The organism is Gilvibacter sp., assembly GCF_013214815.1.
Taxonomy (GTDB): Bacteria; Bacteroidota; Bacteroidia; order Flavobacteriales; family Flavobacteriaceae; genus Gilvibacter.
Genome location: NZ_JABSPU010000001.1, coordinates 42961 through 60264, shown reverse-complemented (window position 1 = coordinate 60264; position 17304 = coordinate 42961). Strand labels below are relative to the sequence as shown.

At 44.1% G+C, this 17304-nt stretch carries 15 protein-coding genes and 1 other RNA gene; 7 read left to right on the top strand and 9 right to left on the bottom strand.

Features of this window, described 5'->3' with window-relative positions:
* Positions 1-46 precede the first annotated feature (46 nt).
* Both HRT75_RS00265 and HRT75_RS00260 read left to right on the top strand, forming a co-directional pair.
* The gene (locus HRT75_RS00265; protein ID WP_291181892.1) at positions 47-808 is read left to right on the top strand and encodes a DUF6503 family protein; all 762 of its coding nucleotides are present in this window, start codon (positions 47-49) and stop codon (positions 806-808) included.
* Positions 795-1565, top strand: coding sequence for a DUF6503 family protein (locus tag HRT75_RS00260; protein ID WP_291181890.1), 771 nt, complete (start codon positions 795-797; stop codon positions 1563-1565). Before HRT75_RS00265 ends, HRT75_RS00260 begins: the two co-directional genes overlap by 14 nt.
* On the opposite strand, the gene HRT75_RS00255 is transcribed toward HRT75_RS00260, so the two are convergent.
* The 4 genes from HRT75_RS00255 to clpB all read right to left on the bottom strand — a co-directional run bounded on the left by HRT75_RS00255 (position 1562) and on the right by clpB (position 6178).
* On the bottom strand, positions 1562-2077 hold the full coding sequence (locus tag HRT75_RS00255; protein ID WP_291181889.1) for a phosphoglycerate mutase family protein: 516 nt from the start codon (positions 2075-2077) through the stop codon (positions 1562-1564). The genes HRT75_RS00260 and HRT75_RS00255 overlap by 4 nt on opposite strands.
* A 278-nt stretch (positions 2078-2355) precedes the next feature.
* Positions 2356-2841 carry an acyl-CoA thioesterase gene (locus tag HRT75_RS00250; RefSeq protein WP_291181887.1) on the bottom strand — a complete coding sequence of 162 codons (486 nt, stop codon included), beginning with the start codon at positions 2839-2841 and terminating at the stop codon, positions 2356-2358.
* A 37-nt stretch (positions 2842-2878) separates the two neighbouring features.
* On the bottom strand, positions 2879-3472 hold the full coding sequence (locus HRT75_RS00245) for a TetR/AcrR family transcriptional regulator (RefSeq protein ID WP_291181886.1): 594 nt from the start codon (positions 3470-3472) through the stop codon (positions 2879-2881).
* Positions 3473-3577: 105 nt separating this feature from the next.
* Complete coding sequence (clpB, locus tag HRT75_RS00240; protein ID WP_291181884.1) at positions 3578-6178, bottom strand: ATP-dependent chaperone ClpB; 2601 nt, start codon at positions 6176-6178, stop codon at positions 3578-3580.
* Positions 6179-6340: 162 nt separating this feature from the next.
* Between clpB and ytxJ the strand changes: the two genes are divergently transcribed.
* Together ytxJ and HRT75_RS00230 are read left to right on the top strand one after the other, a co-directional pair.
* A complete protein-coding gene (ytxJ, locus tag HRT75_RS00235; protein ID WP_291181882.1) occupies positions 6341-6733 on the top strand; it encodes a bacillithiol system redox-active protein YtxJ in 393 nt (130 codons plus the stop codon).
* Between the two features lie 53 nt (positions 6734-6786).
* Positions 6787-8301, top strand: coding sequence for a CocE/NonD family hydrolase (locus HRT75_RS00230; RefSeq protein WP_291181881.1), 1515 nt, complete (start codon positions 6787-6789; stop codon positions 8299-8301).
* Between the two features lie 4 nt (positions 8302-8305).
* On the opposite strand, the gene fahA is transcribed toward HRT75_RS00230, so the two are convergent.
* Complete coding sequence (gene fahA / locus HRT75_RS00225; protein WP_291181880.1) at positions 8306-9580, bottom strand: fumarylacetoacetase; 1275 nt, start codon at positions 9578-9580, stop codon at positions 8306-8308.
* Positions 9581-9690: 110 nt separating this feature from the next.
* Here fahA and glyA point away from each other — a divergent pair, with 110 nt between their 5' ends.
* Positions 9691-10965, top strand: a complete 1275-nt coding sequence (glyA, locus tag HRT75_RS00220) for a serine hydroxymethyltransferase (protein WP_291181878.1) — start codon at positions 9691-9693, stop codon at positions 10963-10965.
* 19 nt (positions 10966-10984) lie between these two features.
* Here the strand turns inward: glyA and HRT75_RS00215 are convergent, their stop codons facing one another.
* From HRT75_RS00215 to HRT75_RS00195, 4 genes are all read right to left on the bottom strand, one after another.
* Positions 10985-12538 (bottom strand): hypothetical protein, encoded by a 1554-nt coding sequence (locus tag HRT75_RS00215; protein WP_291181876.1) that lies wholly within the window; start codon positions 12536-12538, stop codon positions 10985-10987.
* Between the two features lie 60 nt (positions 12539-12598).
* Entirely contained in the window at positions 12599-13759 is a 1161-nt protein-coding gene (locus HRT75_RS14750; RefSeq protein WP_366664993.1) for a carboxypeptidase-like regulatory domain-containing protein, read from the bottom strand.
* A gap of 11 nt (positions 13760-13770) precedes the next feature.
* On the bottom strand, positions 13771-15024 hold the full coding sequence (locus HRT75_RS00200) for a carboxypeptidase-like regulatory domain-containing protein (protein ID WP_291181874.1): 1254 nt from the start codon (positions 15022-15024) through the stop codon (positions 13771-13773).
* Between the two features lie 93 nt (positions 15025-15117).
* Positions 15118-16185 carry a glutaminyl-peptide cyclotransferase gene (locus HRT75_RS00195; RefSeq protein ID WP_291181872.1) on the bottom strand — a complete coding sequence of 356 codons (1068 nt, stop codon included), beginning with the start codon at positions 16183-16185 and terminating at the stop codon, positions 15118-15120.
* A gap of 108 nt (positions 16186-16293) precedes the next feature.
* On the opposite strand from HRT75_RS00195, the gene ffs reads away from it, so the two are divergent.
* Both ffs and HRT75_RS00185 read left to right on the top strand, forming a co-directional pair.
* An RNA gene (gene ffs / locus HRT75_RS00190) (signal recognition particle sRNA small type) lies at positions 16294-16392 on the top strand.
* 54 nt (positions 16393-16446) lie between these two features.
* A complete protein-coding gene (locus tag HRT75_RS00185) occupies positions 16447-17250 on the top strand; it encodes an SDR family oxidoreductase (protein ID WP_291181870.1) in 804 nt (267 codons plus the stop codon).
* Positions 17251-17304 lie beyond the last annotated feature (54 nt).

The window sequence follows — 17304 nt, the reverse complement described above, 5'->3', positions numbered from 1 at the left end:
TATGACCACATCAAGAATATTCCTTTTGCTCTGTTTAGTTAGTCTGATGAGTTGCAATCAGGGCGCGAAGAATCAAGAAGAACAACAACCCGATCCCAGAACGGTTAAGCCTAATTTTACTGCCCAACAATTGGTGGACCGCGCCATTGAGTATCACGGAGGTGACAAGTTTGAAAGCGCAGAGATGACTTTTAAATTCAGGGATTACGAGTATCGTTCCCTACAAGAAGGAGGACAGTTTACTTTAGATCGAATTTCATACAACAAGGCCATCGGCAAGATTACGGACCGCGTCACCAATGCGGGTTACACCCAGGTGTTGAATGATGAGTTTGAGATGAATATAGTCGATTCCATGAAGGTGAAATTCACCAATAGCGTAAATTCCGTACACTATTTTGCGCGTTTGCCTTATGGTTTAAATGACGCTGCGGTTCAGAAAAAACTCCTCGGCACGGATTCAATTAAAGGGAAGACTTATCACGAAGTAGAAGTTCGCTTTAAGCAAGAAGGTGGCGGTGTGGATTTTCAGGATGTATTCGTTTACTGGCTTGATACTGAGACCGGTTCTATGGATTATTTAGCTTATTCTTATGAGACCGAGGGCGGAGGAATTCGTTTTAGAGCGGCAACGAATCCCCGAGAGATCAATGGTATCCGCGTTCAAGATTATATCAACTACAAGCCAAAAGGCCTCGATGTAGCCTTAGAAGACCTAGATTACCTCTACGAGCAAGGAAGCCTAATAGAAGTGTCTAAGATCGAATTAGAAAATGTAACTGTACAAATTACAGATGAAGCAAATTAAACTTATTATAACGGCACTAATTACAACGGCCGCAATGGTAAGCTGCCAACAGGTAGAACCCCAACAACAAATTCAGCCCAGAGCTTTATTGGATAGCGCAATAGCCGCCCATGGGGGAGGACACTATGACGGTGCTACCATTAGTTTTGGTTTGAACAATTACGATTTTAAACTCAAGCGAGAAGGTTATACTTATGACTATGAGATGTCTCAAGAAAAAGACGGCGTCCTGCATAAAGTGAATACTTTTAACGGCGGATTAACCTATAAAATAGGTGACAGTCTGGTAGATCAAGGCGGGCGTCAAATGACCTTGATCAGAGAGCGCGTTAATAATGTAGCCTATGACTTTTACATTCCGTATTCGCTTACGGGGAATGATGTGATCTTAGAGTACTTGGGGATGGAGGACATGCGTTTAAAGCCCTATCACAAGCTCAAGGTGAGTTACAAGCAGATTCCAGGAGGCGATCCTGATCACCGAGCTTATATCCTTTGGATCAGTAAAGACACCTATGAAATCGATTTCATTGCTAAACAAAATGATGAAACCAGTGGCAGAAAGCAATTCATGGCTGCTGCGTATAAGCGAAGAGTAAACAGCATGCTCTTTTCAGACTTTGAGCTTTATCAAACAGCAGGTCGCAATAAAGACGTGCGTATTGACTCTTTGGGGATTGCTTATAATACTGGCAATATGCAACGCAAAGCGGTCACTACCTATAGGGATGTGGCGGTAAGTCTTCCAGAAGACTAATTGATCTGTACTATTTGCACAGACACCGTCTCTCCAACTTTGGTCACTATATAAAGGCCGCCGTTATTGTCGTCGGCCATCCAAGGATACTTTTCTTCTCCTAAAACTGCATTGACAAATACGGGTGTGGTATTGCTATGTCCAACAACTAGAACTGTTTTTCCGTCAGTAGCCGCGGCAAAATCTTTATTGTACAGATCCCTTGGGTTATAGGACAATACCTCAAGCCCCTTGGAAGCTGCTGTAGGTGCTGCTGTTTGTTGGGTTCTATTATAATCGGAGCTGTAAACGGCATCAAAATCAACCGTAGAAAAGACTTTGGCCCAATTTTCGGCACGCTCAAGGCCTGCTTGCGTTAAGTCTGGGTTTTTATTGTCTGCGTTGGAGCGGTCCTTTTCTGCGTGTCTAATGCAGTAATAAACGGTTGTGGATTCCTCTTGGGAAGACTGCATCTGTGCACTTAAAGGGCCGCAGAGCGTCAAAAAGAGAATTAAAGAGGCAATAGATTTCATACAGTTTGCTTTACAGCAGTGGAAGGTATAAAATAAAATTGCCTAAAAGAAGCGCTGTGCTTCCTTTAGGCAACCACCAATTCAGGTTCTTTCTTACAACATGCTGACAGAAAGTGAGTAGAATAGTGTTACTAGTGTAACAACCCCAACGTAAACGGCTAAGGCGTGATTGCGTCTAGGTTGTATCTTTTTACTGATTGTAGTTTCCATGATCTTCATTTTTTGGCGTTTCGTTTTTTAATTTGATACACCCATATGACGACCGAGAAAAATCTTTGTTACACCTTTTGCGACCGAAATGTCGAAATTCGCTGCTCAAATGTCGTTTCAGGCAGTGGATTTGCTACTGCTTCGAAAAGATTCATAAATTTTTCAGAATGTTGCTCTTTTTTCTGTGTTAAGAGGTTGAAATGCACAAAGTTACTCCACATGAAGGCTTTGAGATCTCCTTTTTTCAATCCGCTCATCCGCATCTCAACCAGCAACGAATTGTCCGAATATTGCAATAATTGACTGCTTATCTTGACTTCTTCCATGGTAAAGGCAGGTTTGATATAAGCGATCTGTGTACTACCCACAACCCAGCTCTTTCCTTCTTTGCGTCCCATTTCATAAATATCGATCCCGTAATGCTCTATGAGTTGATCCTCGCGGGCGTTGATCATATAGTTGAGGTATTCCGCATTGTTGAGGTGATTAAAAGGATCACAATCTTGAAATCGGATCTTGCTCACACTTTCGAGTACTTTAGGTAATTTCTCCATAATAAAATACCAATCGGTATATTTTTGATTAAAAAAATTAGGTTTCGTAGGTTTTTATCAATTGATCCAAGGCATCTACTGCAGCAACCACATAATTGTGATCGTCCATAGTTTGCATCATAAAAATAGCGCCTTGAATACGGGTATACATGAGTTTGCCAAACTCCATTTGGGCAAATTCTCTTTTGAGGTCTCCCTCAGCAACGGCCAGTTCAACCAGACCCTGAATGTGCTGCTGACTTTTGGTGATCACGCGCTGTACTTGTGCCATAAGTGGACTCTCATTGTGATGGGCATCCACGCCAATATTTAAAATAGGGCAACCGCCTAACTTCCTGCTAAACTGGTAGTAAGAACGGTAAAATTCGGTGATCTTATAGAGTGCTCCCAAAGCGGAATCACTTTCCTGTTGGTGTAAACTGATTTGTTTAAACAGCTCGTTTACGTTGTATTTAAAGGCAGCAATCGCCAAGGCTTCTTTGGATTCAAAGTTGCCGTAAATGGCGCCTTTGGTCAAGCCCGTTGCTTTGGTTAAGTCATTCATGGAAGTAGCCGCATAGCCCTGCTGATTGAAAATAGGAGCTACAGTTTCTACTATGAATTTGGACGTACGTTCTGCCTTGGTAAGCATAATTGCATTGAATTGTAGTACCAAAGATAATAAAAAATACCAAACGGTATATTATATGCAAAAGGAAAGCCCCCCATTTGGGAGGCTTTTAACTTTCAGGTCTGACTAAGAGTTTACCAAATCGTTTTGATTTCTAAAGACCAGTTTGCCGTCAAAGCTATCCAGTAAAATGATACTTTCTGCGGATACTGTTCCGGCTAAGATCTCCTTAGATAGCGCATTGAGCACTTCTCTCTGAATTACTCGTTTTACTGGTCGGGCTCCGAACTGCGGATCAAATCCACGCTCCGCCAAAAAGGCGATGGCCTCATCGGTAGCATCTAAAGTGATGTTTTGCTTGTTGAGCATTTTAATCACTCCTTTGAGCTGTAGTCCCACAATTTGAGCAATATCACTATTAGTAAGTGGGGTGAATAAAATGATGTCGTCAATCCGATTCAAGAACTCTGGTCGCACGGCTTGTTTTAACAGTCCGAGTACATCAACCTTGGCCGCTTCCATAGCGCTGTCCAGATCCTTGATTGCTTCAAATCGCTCCTGAATAATAGTACTACCCATATTGGAGGTCATGATGATAATGGTATTCTTAAAATCAGCAACTCGTCCTTTATTGTCTGTCAAACGGCCTTCATCCAATACTTGTAACAAAATGTTGAAGGTATCGGGATGTGCCTTTTCAATTTCATCCAAAAGGACTACGGAGTAAGGTCTGCGCCTCACAGCTTCTGTGAGCTGTCCGCCTTCATCATAGCCTACATATCCCGGAGGTGCTCCCACCAAACGGCTCACGCTGTGTCTCTCCTGATATTCACTCATGTCTATGCGTGTCATGGCGTTTTCATCATTGAAAAGATACTCGGCCAACGCTTTGGCGAGCTCGGTTTTACCAACTCCTGTGGTTCCCAAGAATAAGAAGGAACCAATCGGCTTTTTAGCATCCTGAAGCCCGGCACGTGAACGTCTAATAGCATCACTTACTGCAGTAATGGCTTCTTGTTGTCCTACCACGCGTTTGTGCAATTCTTGCTCCAATTGCAGCAATTTTTCACGTTCACTTTGCAGCATTTTAGTCACAGGAACTCCCGTCCATTTAGCCACCACTTCTGCGATGTCTTCATGGGTGACCTCTTCTTTGATCAAAGCCGATCCTTGCTGGGCAGCCAATTCAGACTGTTTGATGTCTAAAGCTTCTTGAGCTTCTTTGATCTTTCCATAGCGAAGTTCAGCAACCTTTCCGTAATCGCCCTCACGTTCGGCGCGTTCTGCTTCTAACTTTAAGGCTTCGATTTCAGTTTTGATCTGCTGCACGCTATCGACTACCTCTTTTTCTTGCTTCCATTTGGCGTGGATCTCGTTGCGCTCTTCTTTGAGGTTGGCCAGGTCTGCTCTAAGAATCTTCAGCTTGGCTTCATCCTTTTCGCGTTTAATGGCTTCGATCTCAATCTCCAACTGCATGATCTTACGGTCCAATACATCCAGCTCTTCGGGTTTGGAATTGATCTCCATCCGCAGCTTCGAAGCTGCTTCATCCATAAGGTCAATGGCCTTGTCCGGTAAGAACCTATTGGTGATATAGCGTTGAGAAAGCTCCACAGCACCTATGATGGCGTCGTCTTTGATACGCACCTTGTGGTGATTTTCATATTTCTCTTTGATCCCTCTAAGGATGGAAATTGCACTCTCGGTATCGGGCTCATCTACTTGTACCTTTTGGAATCGACGCTCTAGAGCCTTATCCTTTTCAAAGTACTTTTGGTATTCATCAAGGGTAGTAGCTCCAATGGCGCGCAACTCTCCGCGGGCCAAAGCCGGTTTGAGAATATTGGCTGCATCCATGGCACCTTGACCACCTCCGGCGCCTACCAGGGTGTGAATCTCGTCTATGAACAGCACGATATCGCCGTCACTAGAGGTCACTTCTTTTATGACCGCTTTAAGACGCTCTTCAAACTCCCCTTTGAATTTAGCCCCTGCAATTAAGGCTCCCATATCCAGGCTGTAGATCTGCTTTTGTTGTAAATTCTCAGGTACGTCGCCGTCCACAATGCGGTGAGCAAGGCCTTCAGCTATGGCCGTTTTACCCGTTCCAGGTTCTCCAACCAACATGGGGTTGTTTTTGGTTCGACGGGAGAGGATCTGTAAAATACGTCTGATCTCTTCGTCACGACCAATGACCGGATCCAGTTTACCCTCTTGGGCCAACTGATTGAGGTTTTTGGCATATTTGGCCAAGGAGTTATAGGATTCCTCTGCGGAGGCAGAGGTTACGCGTTCTCCTTTGCGCAGCTCTTCTATGGCGGCTTCTAAAGTTTTAGTGGTCACGCCTTGATCTTTCAAGGCCTGAGCTATGGTGTTTTTGCTCTCAAAAATGGCGAGCATAAGATGTTCTATAGAGACGAACTCATCATCGCGCTTTTTGGCAGTAATGGATGCGTCATTGAGGATCTTGGCAGTTTCTCTGCCGAGCATAATGTCGGCTCCGCTCACCTTGGCTTTTCTCTGTAATTCTTTATCTAGAATCTGCTCCAAGGCTTTGGGATTGACATTGAGCTTTTTAAGCAGGTAAGGCAGTACGTTCTCGTCCACCTCAAGCATGGCCTTAAAAAGGTGCTCGGGCTCAATATGCTGCTGCGACAACTCTTGGGTAAGTTGATGCGCTTGCTGCACGGCCTCCTGCGATTTTATAGTGTAATTATTAAAATTCATTGTCTTTCCTTTGATTTGGATTCGCAACTACAGAATCAAAACTCAGACCAGAGTGAAAAACCGTCAAATTGACGTAAAGTCCTGCGTTTTAGTACGACAGAATGGCAAGATCAGTCTTATAACCGCTATGGAATGCTGATCTAGAACCTTTATTTTTGTGCTATGAATCTGTTTAAAAAAATCTTCAATAGTGAATCGACCCCAAAAGAACCTCAATTTGAGATTCCTTGGATTCCACTAACCGATATCAAACAACTGGATGAGTTGGTTGAACTTTCCAAAACCAAACCCGTATTGATCTTCAAGCATTCCACACGCTGCGGAATTAGCAGTATGACTATGCGCCAGTTCACAGGTTCCTATAAATACGAGGCTGCTCAAATCCAACCTTATTATTTAGACCTATTGTCTTACCGCGACTTGTCAAATGAGATCGCGATTCGATTTCAAGTGCTTCACCAAAGCCCGCAGCTCATTGTGATCAAAAACGGATCAACGGTACACGCTGCTTCCCATTATGAGATCCAAGCTGCTAGTTTAGAGCGATTTATTTAAGGTTCACTGTAACATTTTTTTAGTAGTAAGCTCTGTAGGGTAACACTATCCTTATGAGCAATTATTTTCTAGCCTTCCTATTTTTCATTTCAATTAGCGCCAAAGGGCAAACCTCTGTAGCTGACTTAAATCTTGATTATGGTACCTATGAAGTAGGCTATCGCTATACACAACTAGTAGACAACAGCCGCAGCTACAGTGTAAAAGGAAATTGGACAACGGCAACTATAGCACGTCCTATTCCTTTAAGTATTTGGTATCCAGCGAAGTCAACTGCCGTTTCAACTCCTATGAAGGTAATGGATTATATGCGTGTTCTCAAGTTGGAAGAAGAATGGGAGCACTTACCAGATTCTCTGATCTTGAATTGGTTCTATTATGCGCCTAATGCACAGAACAAAGCCCATCTTTGGGAAGAAGTCAAGGCTGTTAAGGATCAAGCTGAGCTAGAAGGAAAGTACCCAGTAATAGTGTATGCGCCTAGTTATGGTGCGGCCTCAACCGAGAATTTTACCCTTTGTGAGTATTTAGCCAGTCATGGTTATGTGGTTATCGCTAGTCCAAGCCGTGGTGCTTACAACCGCAGTTTCACGGGAGGCACGCTCCTTGATTTGGAAACTCAGGCTCGTGATATTGAGTTTATCGTTGACGCTTTGGATGATTTCAATTATGTCGATACCAGTAGAATTGCAACTATGGGTTTCAGTTTTGGGGGGATTTCTAATGTGCTGGCAAGTATAAGAAACAAGCAGATCAAGGCAAATGTTAGTCTAGACGGAAGTGTAAAATATCAGTTTAAAACATTAGCATCATCTCCTTTTTATCGTCAGGATGAATTCGCTATTCCTTTCATTCATTTTTCTCAAAAGGATATACCTGCAGTGGTTCTGGAGCAAGATGGAATTGATCCTGCCTTGAACACAGATTTTGAATTCTATGATCGTTTGGATAAGGCTCCGGCATATCAATTGAAGATGCTGGATTTGACACATGGTAATTTTAGCAGCTTTGGCGTCTTGTTTGCTAATCGCGATCAGCGACAAGACAAATCAGATCAGCTTATTATGGAGTCTTATAATATTCTTTGCGAGTACAGTCGTCTTTTTTTGGATGCTCATGTAAAGAAGGAAGATGCCACAACTTCAAAGTTTGATGAGATTCTAAAAAGTAGCTCCGTCAGCTTAGAGCGGTTTAGCTATCAAACAAAAGTCAATCAGACTCACAGTATGAGCTTAGCGCAATTCAATGAACTTGCGGCTAAGCAGAATTACTCGGATCTTTTGAATTTATACACAAGCTTAAATCTCGATCAAAAATTTCACCAAGGAGATTTAAACAATTTAGGCCTACATTTATTCTTTAATCCAGAATTCCAGCAATCGGGAATCGCAGTACTCAAGTTTGCTACCGAGTTGTACCCAGAATCTGCTAATCTCTTTGACAGTCTTGGAGAAGCCTATTTCTTATCGAATCAATATCCCGAGGCTACTCGCGCCTTTGAGCGTTCTTTGGTGTTGTATCCAGAGAATGTCAATGCAAAAAATAGACTGAAGGCCATGAAGCAGTAAGTTTTTATAAAGCCGGAAGTAACTTAGTACGGCATTCGCCAAAGCCAATACGTACCTCACTATTCTGGCAATATCCTTTTAGGATCACAGTATCCTGATCTTCAATGAAAGATCGAGTACTGCCGTCTGGCATTTCTAGCGGGTTTTTACCACCCCAAGAAAGTTCTAACATAGAGCCGTAAGAATCTGGGGTAGGGCCAGAGATGGTTCCACTGCCCATCATATCACCACTGACTACATTACAACCGTTCACTGTATGGTGAGCCAATTGCTGTGCCATGTTCCAATACATATATTTGAAGTTGGATGTAGACACCTTGTGTTCATCGCCACCTTCAGGCTGCAGGTAAACCTCTAAGTTAATGTCGTAGCTTTTTGGGCCGGTATATTGTAAATACGGCAATTGCGGTTTCTCTGGTTTTGGGCCTTCCACTTTAAAGGGTTGCAAGGCATCTAAGGTGACGATCCACGGAGAAATACTAGAGGCAAAATTCTTGGCTAAGAACGGCCCTAGAGGCACATATTCCCACTTTTGAATATCGCGTGCACTCCAGTCGTTGAACAACACCAATCCGAAGATATAATCCTCAGCTTCATCCACCGCGATTGGTTCTCCCAAATGATTAGCATCCGTAGTGATAAAGGCCATTTCCAACTCAAAATCCACACGTTTTGAAGGACCAAAAACAGGCGTTTCAGCTCCCGGAGGCATCGTCTGGCCATTTGGTCGTCTAATATTGATGCCGCTCGGAATAATGGAAGAGCTGCGTCCGTGGTAACCCACAGGGATGTGCATCCAGTTCGGTAAAAGCGCCTTGTCCGGATCTCGGAACATACTTCCCACATTGGTGGCGTGTTCCTTGCTGCTATAAAAATCGGTGTAGTCACCTATGCTTACGGGTAATTGCATCTCGATCTCATCCATGGTGAAAATGATCACATCACGATGCTCTGCATTGTCACGAAGTTTAGGATTGCTAGATTCAAACACTTCAGAAATACGATTGCGAACCAATCGCCAAGTCTTTCTACCGTCAGAGATAAAATCGTTCAAACTGTCTTGAAGAAAGATATCGTCCGTCAGATCGATCCCATCAAAATAGCCCAACTGATGCATGGCACCAAGATCAATGGCGTAGTCACCAATGCGCGTTCCAATGGTAATGATATCGTCACGCGTTAAGAAAACTCCAAAAGGAATGTTTTGGATCGGAAAATCCGTTTGCGGTGCATGATCGAGCCAAGTTGTAAGTTCCGGGTTATTTGCTGATAAAGGCATGGTTGATTCTTAATAAAGTGTTGGTAAATCGTCTAATCAAAGATATGATTTTAGATGGTGCAAAAGCATCTAAGTTGTATTTTTGATTTCGTAATTTTTAAGCTGATCAAATGCAACGCGATACCGAGATTTTTTCACTGATTCAAGAAGAAGAACAACGTCAATTAAACGGATTGGAACTCATTGCTTCTGAGAACTTTGCAAGCCCTCAAGTGATGGAGGCTACCGGCTCTGTACTCACCAATAAATACGCAGAAGGTTATCCCGGAAAGCGTTATTACGGAGGTTGTGAAGTAGTGGATAAAGTAGAACGCTTAGCCATTGAACGCGCCAAGGAACTCTTTGGTGCGGAATACGCCAATGTTCAGCCGCACTCAGGATCACAAGCAAACACGGCTGTTTTTGCGGCTTGCTTAAAACCGGGAGATACCTTTATGGGCTTTGATCTGGCGCATGGAGGGCATTTGACCCACGGTTCTCCGGTGAATTTTTCTGGTAAGCTTTACCGCCCTGTATTCTACGGAGTGGATAAAGAGACTGGACTTTTGAATTACGATACCATTTTGGAGATCGCCAAACGTGAGAAACCTAAAATGATCATTGCAGGTGCCAGCGCCTATTCTCGTGAGATCGATTATGCGCGCTTTAGAGAAATTGCTGATGAGGTCGGTGCGCTTTTAATGGCAGACATTGCCCATCCAGCAGGTTTGATCGCTAAAGGCCTTATTGCGGATCCGGTTCCGCATTGCCACGTGATCACTACCACTACCCATAAAACCCTTAGAGGACCGCGTGGGGGACTCATCATGATGGGGAAAGACTTTGAAAATCCTTTTGGGATCACTCTTAAGAACGGAAACTTGAGAAAAATGTCTTCCTTGTTGGACAGCGGAATCTTCCCTGGTAACCAAGGAGGTCCTTTAGAGCACGTGATCGCCGCTAAAGCGATTGCTTTTGGAGAAGCGCTGTCTGATGATTTCTTACACTATATGGTTCAGGTTAAAAAGAATGCCAGTGTTATGGCGCAAGCTTTTGTAGACCGAGGCTATGAAGTGATCTCTGGAGGAACAGATAATCACATGATGCTTATTGATCTGCGCAACAAAGGAATAACCGGAAAGCTTGCAGAAGAGGCTCTTGGACAAGCAGAGATCACTGTAAACAAGAACATGGTTCCATTTGATACGCAGTCTCCTTTTGTAACTTCTGGAATCCGTATTGGAACTCCGGCAATCACTACCCGTGGATTAAAAGAAGGGGATATGGCAGCTATCGTGACGTTGATTGATCGCGTAATTCAAGCTCCAGAAGATACCGCCGAACTTGAAGCTGTTGCAAAGGCTGTAAATGAAATGATGGCCGGACGCCCATTATTTGATGCCTAGGCACTCGGTTCGCTAAGCCTTAATCGTCATCGGGAATTACCGCGCATGCATAAGCTCCAGCATCAAATGGAGCCGTACGGGCTACATTCAGAATGTCAAAAGGTACGATAGGCGTTCCTGAGGTATCTAGGCCATTGGCTCCAGATTCATCCGGAATATTGAGCTCATTTTCAAAAGGCGCCTTGAATAAAGGATCTTCATTCACTACAAGGTTGTTGTAGCGCGCCGTATTGCTGAAGTCATAAAGCGGGTTTTCATCAAACACCCCTTGGGTATCGTTGAAGCGCAATAGGGTATTGGTAAAGCTGAAGTTAAAGGCAGCTTCATCACTCCCTAACAAGCCGAGTTCAATGTTCTCGTTTCCGTAAATGATGCAATTGTTGAAATTCGCCTCAATCAGATCCGTGGTTTGGATCTCGGTTTCACTCACAACGAAGATATTGTCCAGTTGTACTGCTGGGAAGCTTCTAAAGCTGTCATTCCAGTAGTTGACAAAAGTGCAGTGACGGAAGTTGTATCGCCCACCAAAGGTCAAAGCCAAGGCCGATTGCCCTGCATTGTTGATCACTACGTTCTGTCCGTCTACAAAGCCTGTGCGCGCCAAAAGCCCCACATTAGAACTGTTGTAGATCTGTACATTATTCAAATTCAAAGTAGGCGAGGAGGAGCCGTCGTTGCTGTCCATCAAAATCCCTACAGTGGCATTCTTTATAGTTGTATTGGTAAAGGTATGACCGGTACTTCCTTGGGTGAGCCAAATGGCACCCCATTGTCCTGGAACGTCAGAAAAACTAGGTTCCAAACGATCACCTTCAAAAATGACCTCATTTTCAAGGGCCACGGGATCCGAACTCGGAGCTCCGTTTACGATCATGGACGCTGTATTGGCCACAAGGATTCCACTGTTGGCGTGAAAGTGTACACGAGCTCCCGGATTGACCGTCAAAACATCCCCTGCATTAACGGCCGCATAGCCGTAGATCACATAGGGTTTTTCATTGGTGAAGGTCAGCTCCTCGTCCTCCAAAATAAATCCTTCAATCAAAATCGGTTCTCCATCAGCATCCGTGCCTAGATTCAGCGTTTCAACTACGCCATCCGCATCGCGCTCAGGGAAAAGGAAAACCGCGTCTTGAACCAAAGTGACCAGTTCCACATCTTGCTGATTGCCTCCGCTGTCAAATTCAATCTGATCTGTATATAAAAATTGCGTTGCCGTAGCTGAGAATTCGGCGATATCAATAGTGGTCTCAACAAAGACAAAGATGCTGTCTTTGGCTCTGATCACTATATCTTCAAAAGTCTTGCCTGGAATTCCGTCTACATTTAAACGATAAAGCGAACTCTCTCCTTGTCCCAAACGCACCGTTGGGATGTTGATGTCTTCATCTCCTCGGTTGTATACCTTAAGATTATAAGTGCTGGAACCAATATTGGTGAAGACCGTGTCCAAAAAAACGGTGTCTCTAGAAAATTCCAATTGGCCCGTATTGGGTACGGTTTCAAAATCGTTACGACAACTGGAAAGGAGAACAACAAAGCCCAAGATAGTCAGGGCAAGTAAGCTTCGCATAAAGATCTATTTTGTGTAAAAATATAACTTTTTGCATAGCATCTTATTGTGCTGAGCTCCTTATTTGCGTTTTTTCCGCGCTTTGCGTTGCGCCCTTCTTTGCTCTTGCTGTAAACGCTGAAAGGCTACCGTGTTCTCATATCGAGCGCGGTCTCTTTGGAGCTGAGGATTTCCGTTGAAATTGGTTGATGGATTGTAAGACGATCTAAAATCTACGGGTCTGCTGGGTTCATGCCATATGGGGATCCCAACAGTGATGTATTGGTAGAGTTCTTCGATTTCGGTATCCAATTGCATTTCAATGGTCTTTTTCTGCTCCATTACAGTCACTTCTTGAGTCACAAAGCCCACATAGCTCAGCACGAGCTTCTGTCCTTCTATAGCTTCGATCTCAAAGTTTCCGTCAAAGTCTGATTGTATGCCTTTATCTGTTCCTTTTACTAGGATATTGACACCGGGTAATGGCAGGCCTGTATCGTCTAAAACAGTGCCTTTAAACGTAATCACAGCAGTGCTATCTACTGGTTTTTCAACAACAGGCTCCGGAGCGATTCTTCCCAGGATCATTGACTCGCGCTTAATTCCTGTAGCACAAACCACAACTTCGGGCATATGCTGTGGATTGTAAACCAGCGTGAAATTATAAAGGTCCTGGTCTGGGTGTACTTGAATTTCTTCTGTGAGGTGTAGGTAGTACGTAAACCTCAAAGTATGTCCTACACGTGCGCGCAGGCGGTAAGTTCCGTTGCTGTCCGTTTGAATTTGATCGTTGGTCTCAACGATGGTCACGCGTACACCCGGTAAAGGATTCCCGGCAGTGTCTTTAACCACTCCTTTGATGTCTTTATAGTCTTGTTGTTGACTTCCGATGTTTAAGGAAACATAGGATTTAGTGCTTATAGGCAATGGCTCACCCTGGGAATAGGCAGAGGTGCTGGCCAAGATCGCTAAGGGCAAAATAAAACCGGCTGCCAAGGGCGGAATGAGTGAATAGCCTCCGGTGTTGAATTCCATAGGCCGATTGAGTTGATCGTTCCTAAAACGACCACAGAGATTGGAATCACTTTTTAGTGCTTTAACAATGAAGGCGTCGGTCTTATTGGTGAAATCCATAACGGTCTTTTCACAGACTTGACAATGGCGTCCACGCTCTTGTGGGCTCATTTGATTCCAATCTTCATGACAGGGTTCCGGAATTTGAATGCTGATCTTTTTTCCCATGATGCTTTGTTTTATTGCTGATTGTTTTTTCGCGCTTGCTTTTTCTTTTCCCTTTGAATCCTTTCAAAGGCCACCGTATTGGCGTTGCGCGCTTTTTCTGCCTGCAACTTTGGGTTCCCATTAAAGTTCTCTGAATGATTGTACCCGATACGATACCAAGGAATGACACCATCATATTCGATTGTCACAAATTTGGCAACGACCCCCATCACTGATTTTCGCCATTTGCGTTCAAGTGCAACTTCGGCTTGGACTTCTGCAGCCTTAAGAGTTCTTGGTGCAAAGTTTTCTACCTCAAAGATGAGTTCATCAGTAGGGCGGAGGTCGGTTCTAAAGTGACCGTCTGCATCCGTATAAACTGCTGCCTGCGTACCGGCAATAGCAATTTTAGCAAAGGGAATCACGGTACCTTCCGCATCCATTAGAATGCTTTCTACTTTGATGATCTTTGCAGAAAGCAAACTGTCTTTGGCGATGGGTGCTACAAGATCAACCTCAGTGGTGGTTTCATTTAATCCACATACAGCCGCTTTGTTTTCCAATACTTCTGCTACCGTTGTTGTGGTTTCTGTTTTGGTAGAAACAACGGTGAACCCATTAATTGCTCGTATTTCACGTTTATAAGCTTGTGCAACAACAACTACTTCGGGTAAATGCTCAGGGCTGTATTGGAGTGCAAAACTATAGATGTCTTGATGCTCGTGGACTTGAATTTCTTCTGTGAGGTAGAGGTAAGAACTAAAACGCAAAGTATGTCCAACTTGAGCCTTTAGGCGGTAAGTTCCTTTATTATCTGTTTGGATCTGATCGTTGGTTTCTAAAATGGTGACCCTCACTCCGGGCATGGGATTTCCCGCGGTATCGGTAACCACGCCTTTAATGTCTTTATAGGCCTGCTGTTTTTGACTGCCGATGTTTAGCGATACGTAGCTGGAATTGTTCTGATTTGAGTTTTGCTGCTGACTGTAAGCCGATCCTGCCGCGAGCATGGCCAAAGGCAAGATGAAAGATGCTGCTAGCGGAGGCAGAATGGAGTTTCTGCGTACAGAGAGATCAATAGGTCTGTTGAGCTGATCCGGTCTAAATCGTCCGCAGATGTTGTCGTGCTCTTTAAAATATGAGGCGATGAATTTATCGGTGCGTGCCGTGAAGTCGACGACAGTCTTGGCACAGCTGCCGCAATGCCTGCCCAGTCCATTAGGAGACATTTGGTTCCAGTCTTCGTGACAAGGCTCGGGAATCTGAATAGTAATCTTCTTGGCCATAAGGTTGATTTAAGTGTAACTCAAATCACCTGCTTTTCCAAGAGATTTAAAAGATAGAACGAGGGAACGACCCTCCTGAATGAGGGAACAGGACTATTGTACTTCCGCGATAGCGACTTTAAAGAGTTTTTCCCAACGTTTCCCAGTCAAATAAAGGATGTTCTCTTCCCCTTTATAAGCGATTCCGTTGAGTACATTCTCATCTTCAGCTTGAGCATATTGGGTTACTTGTTCTTTTAGGGAACTGGTATTGATTACCCCTTCAACCACTCCAGTTTCTGGGTTGATGATGGCAATGGCGTCCCGCTGCCATACATTGGCGTAGATCTTTCCGTTGATAAACTCGAGCTCGTTGATGTTGTCAATCTTGGCGCTGTGGGTATACACCTCAATATAGTCTTCTTCCATAAGCGTCTCCGGATTGAGAATCCAGATACGAGAACTTCCGTCGCTTTTGTAGATCTTCTCGCCATCATTGCAAAGACCCCAGCCTTGCAGGCTATTTCCGTAATTGAAAAATCCTTGCTTTTTCATGCTGTTTTGATCATAGATCAAACCAATACCGCGTTGCCAGGTAAGTTGGTAGATCTTGTTGTCTTTTACAGTAAGGCCTTCTCCAAACTGATTTCCTGGTAGGGCTACCGAGTTCAGGACCTCTCCCGTTTGGTAATTCACCTTGCGCAAAGTACTCTGGCCGTATTGCCCGGTGCTTTCATATAGGGTGTCTCCAACAAATTCGATCCCTTGCGTAAAGGCTTTTATATCGTGTGGATAGGTCTCCAGGATTTCATACGAATAGCCTTTGGGCGGATTCGCAGCTAAAACAGTAATGGATTTTTGGGTCACAAAACGATCTTCACCACTGTAAACTCGGGCCAAAATCTTGCGCGTGCCAACCTTTCCATCCGCAATAGTAATGGAAGCATTGCCGTCTGTAGAAGCAGCAAAACGTACATCGTCTATAAAGTAGGCTACGGAGTCAACCTGCTTTTGATCGGCGTTGTACAGGCTTACATCCATGCTGCCGTCTGCTTTCATGGTGGCTTTAGCGTCTGAGAAGTTCAAATTGAAACCGTGGGCTTCTTTTATAGTAGGTTCTGCGCAAGCCCCTAACAATAAGGCGGTTGAAATTGGCAGAAAGAGCGTCTTGAAAAAGTTCATTCCAAATTTTTTGGCAAGTTATTTAATTTAGGTCAAAATCAACAGAAACAGATTTTAAATTCAACTTAAAATTCGTTGCAAATATTAAGAATGAGCGTATCTTTGCAGCGGCAAGTCCTACACAACCAGCTCCTGTTGAATCCCCCAGGGTGGGAACACAGCAAGGGTAGACGGTCGTAGCGGTGTGATGTAGGTAGCTTGCCATTTTTTTTTGCCCTTTGGTCAAGGATTTTTCATTTGCTATTTTTGACCGCAACATCTATGAGTAAGGTAGTTTTTATAACAGGAGCGTCGTCGGGTATTGGTAGAGCCATTGGTGAACTATTGCACAGCAAAGGCATGGTGGTTTACGGAACCAGCAGAACCCCGTCCAAAGTAAAAGACTCTCCATTTCCTTTAATCCCTTTAGATGTAAACAAACCCGAGACCATTGAGCAGGCTGTCAACTGGATCCTTGCAGAAAAAGGTCGTATTGACGTTTTGGTCAATAACGCGGGCGTTGGGATCACCGGCCCGCTAGAAGAAACCCCAGACGATCAGATCCACCAAAACTTTGACACCAACTTCTACGGACCTATTCGTGTCATTAAAGCCGTGTTACCCGCCATGCGAGAAGCAGGGCAGGGGCGCGTCATCAATATTACCTCTATTGCGGGTTATATGGGCTTACCTTACCGCGGAATTTATTCTGCTAGTAAGGCTGCTTTGGGAGTCGTAACGGAGACGCTGCGTATGGAGGCTCGCGAATTCGGTATTTCTTTCACTACGGTTGCTCCGGGTGATTTTGCTACCAATATTGCAGCTGGCCGCTATCACGCTCCTTTGAAAGATGATTCTCCCTATTACAAGAACTATAAGGTGTCTCTGGATCTGATGAATGAACACGTTGATGCCGGAGAGGATCCTGTAGCTATGGCAAGCTTCGTCCATAAGCTCATCAACAAAAAGAAGGTAAAGGTGCATTACCGTGTTGGCGCACCGCTACAACGCCTTTCCATAGTGCTTAAACGACTACTGCCTGACACTTGGTACGAGTCCATGCTTAGAAAGCACTACAAGCTCTAGCAGTTATTAACAGTTTTGGTCAATAATTTCTTCCCACTATCCCTTTGCAGCGGG

Coding starts and splice junctions, on each gene's coding strand:
- HRT75_RS00245 (WP_291181886.1), bottom strand. CDS start 3,472: ATGCTTACCAAGGCAGAACGTACGTCCAAATTCATAGTAGAAACTGTA.
- HRT75_RS00250 (WP_291181887.1), bottom strand. CDS start 2,841: ATGGAGAAATTACCTAAAGTACTCGAAAGTGTGAGCAAGATCCGATTT.
- fahA (WP_291181880.1), bottom strand. CDS start 9,580: ATGCCTTTATCAGCAAATAACCCGGAACTTACAACTTGGCTCGATCAT.
- HRT75_RS00185 (WP_291181870.1), top strand. CDS start 16,447: ATGAGTAAGGTAGTTTTTATAACAGGAGCGTCGTCGGGTATTGGTAGA.
- HRT75_RS00255 (WP_291181889.1), bottom strand. CDS start 2,077: ATGAAATCTATTGCCTCTTTAATTCTCTTTTTGACGCTCTGCGGCCCT.
- ytxJ (WP_291181882.1), top strand. CDS start 6,341: ATGAATCTGTTTAAAAAAATCTTCAATAGTGAATCGACCCCAAAAGAA.
- HRT75_RS00200 (WP_291181874.1), bottom strand. CDS start 15,024: ATGGCCAAGAAGATTACTATTCAGATTCCCGAGCCTTGTCACGAAGAC.
- HRT75_RS00230 (WP_291181881.1), top strand. CDS start 6,787: ATGAGCAATTATTTTCTAGCCTTCCTATTTTTCATTTCAATTAGCGCC.
- HRT75_RS00265 (WP_291181892.1), top strand. CDS start 47: ATGAGTTGCAATCAGGGCGCGAAGAATCAAGAAGAACAACAACCCGAT.
- HRT75_RS14750 (WP_366664993.1), bottom strand. CDS start 13,759: ATGGGAAAAAAGATCAGCATTCAAATTCCGGAACCCTGTCATGAAGAT.
- clpB (WP_291181884.1), bottom strand. CDS start 6,178: ATGAATTTTAATAATTACACTATAAAATCGCAGGAGGCCGTGCAGCAA.
- HRT75_RS00215 (WP_291181876.1), bottom strand. CDS start 12,538: ATGCGAAGCTTACTTGCCCTGACTATCTTGGGCTTTGTTGTTCTCCTT.
- glyA (WP_291181878.1), top strand. CDS start 9,691: ATGCAACGCGATACCGAGATTTTTTCACTGATTCAAGAAGAAGAACAA.
- HRT75_RS00260 (WP_291181890.1), top strand. CDS start 795: ATGAAGCAAATTAAACTTATTATAACGGCACTAATTACAACGGCCGCA.
- HRT75_RS00195 (WP_291181872.1), bottom strand. CDS start 16,185: ATGAACTTTTTCAAGACGCTCTTTCTGCCAATTTCAACCGCCTTATTG.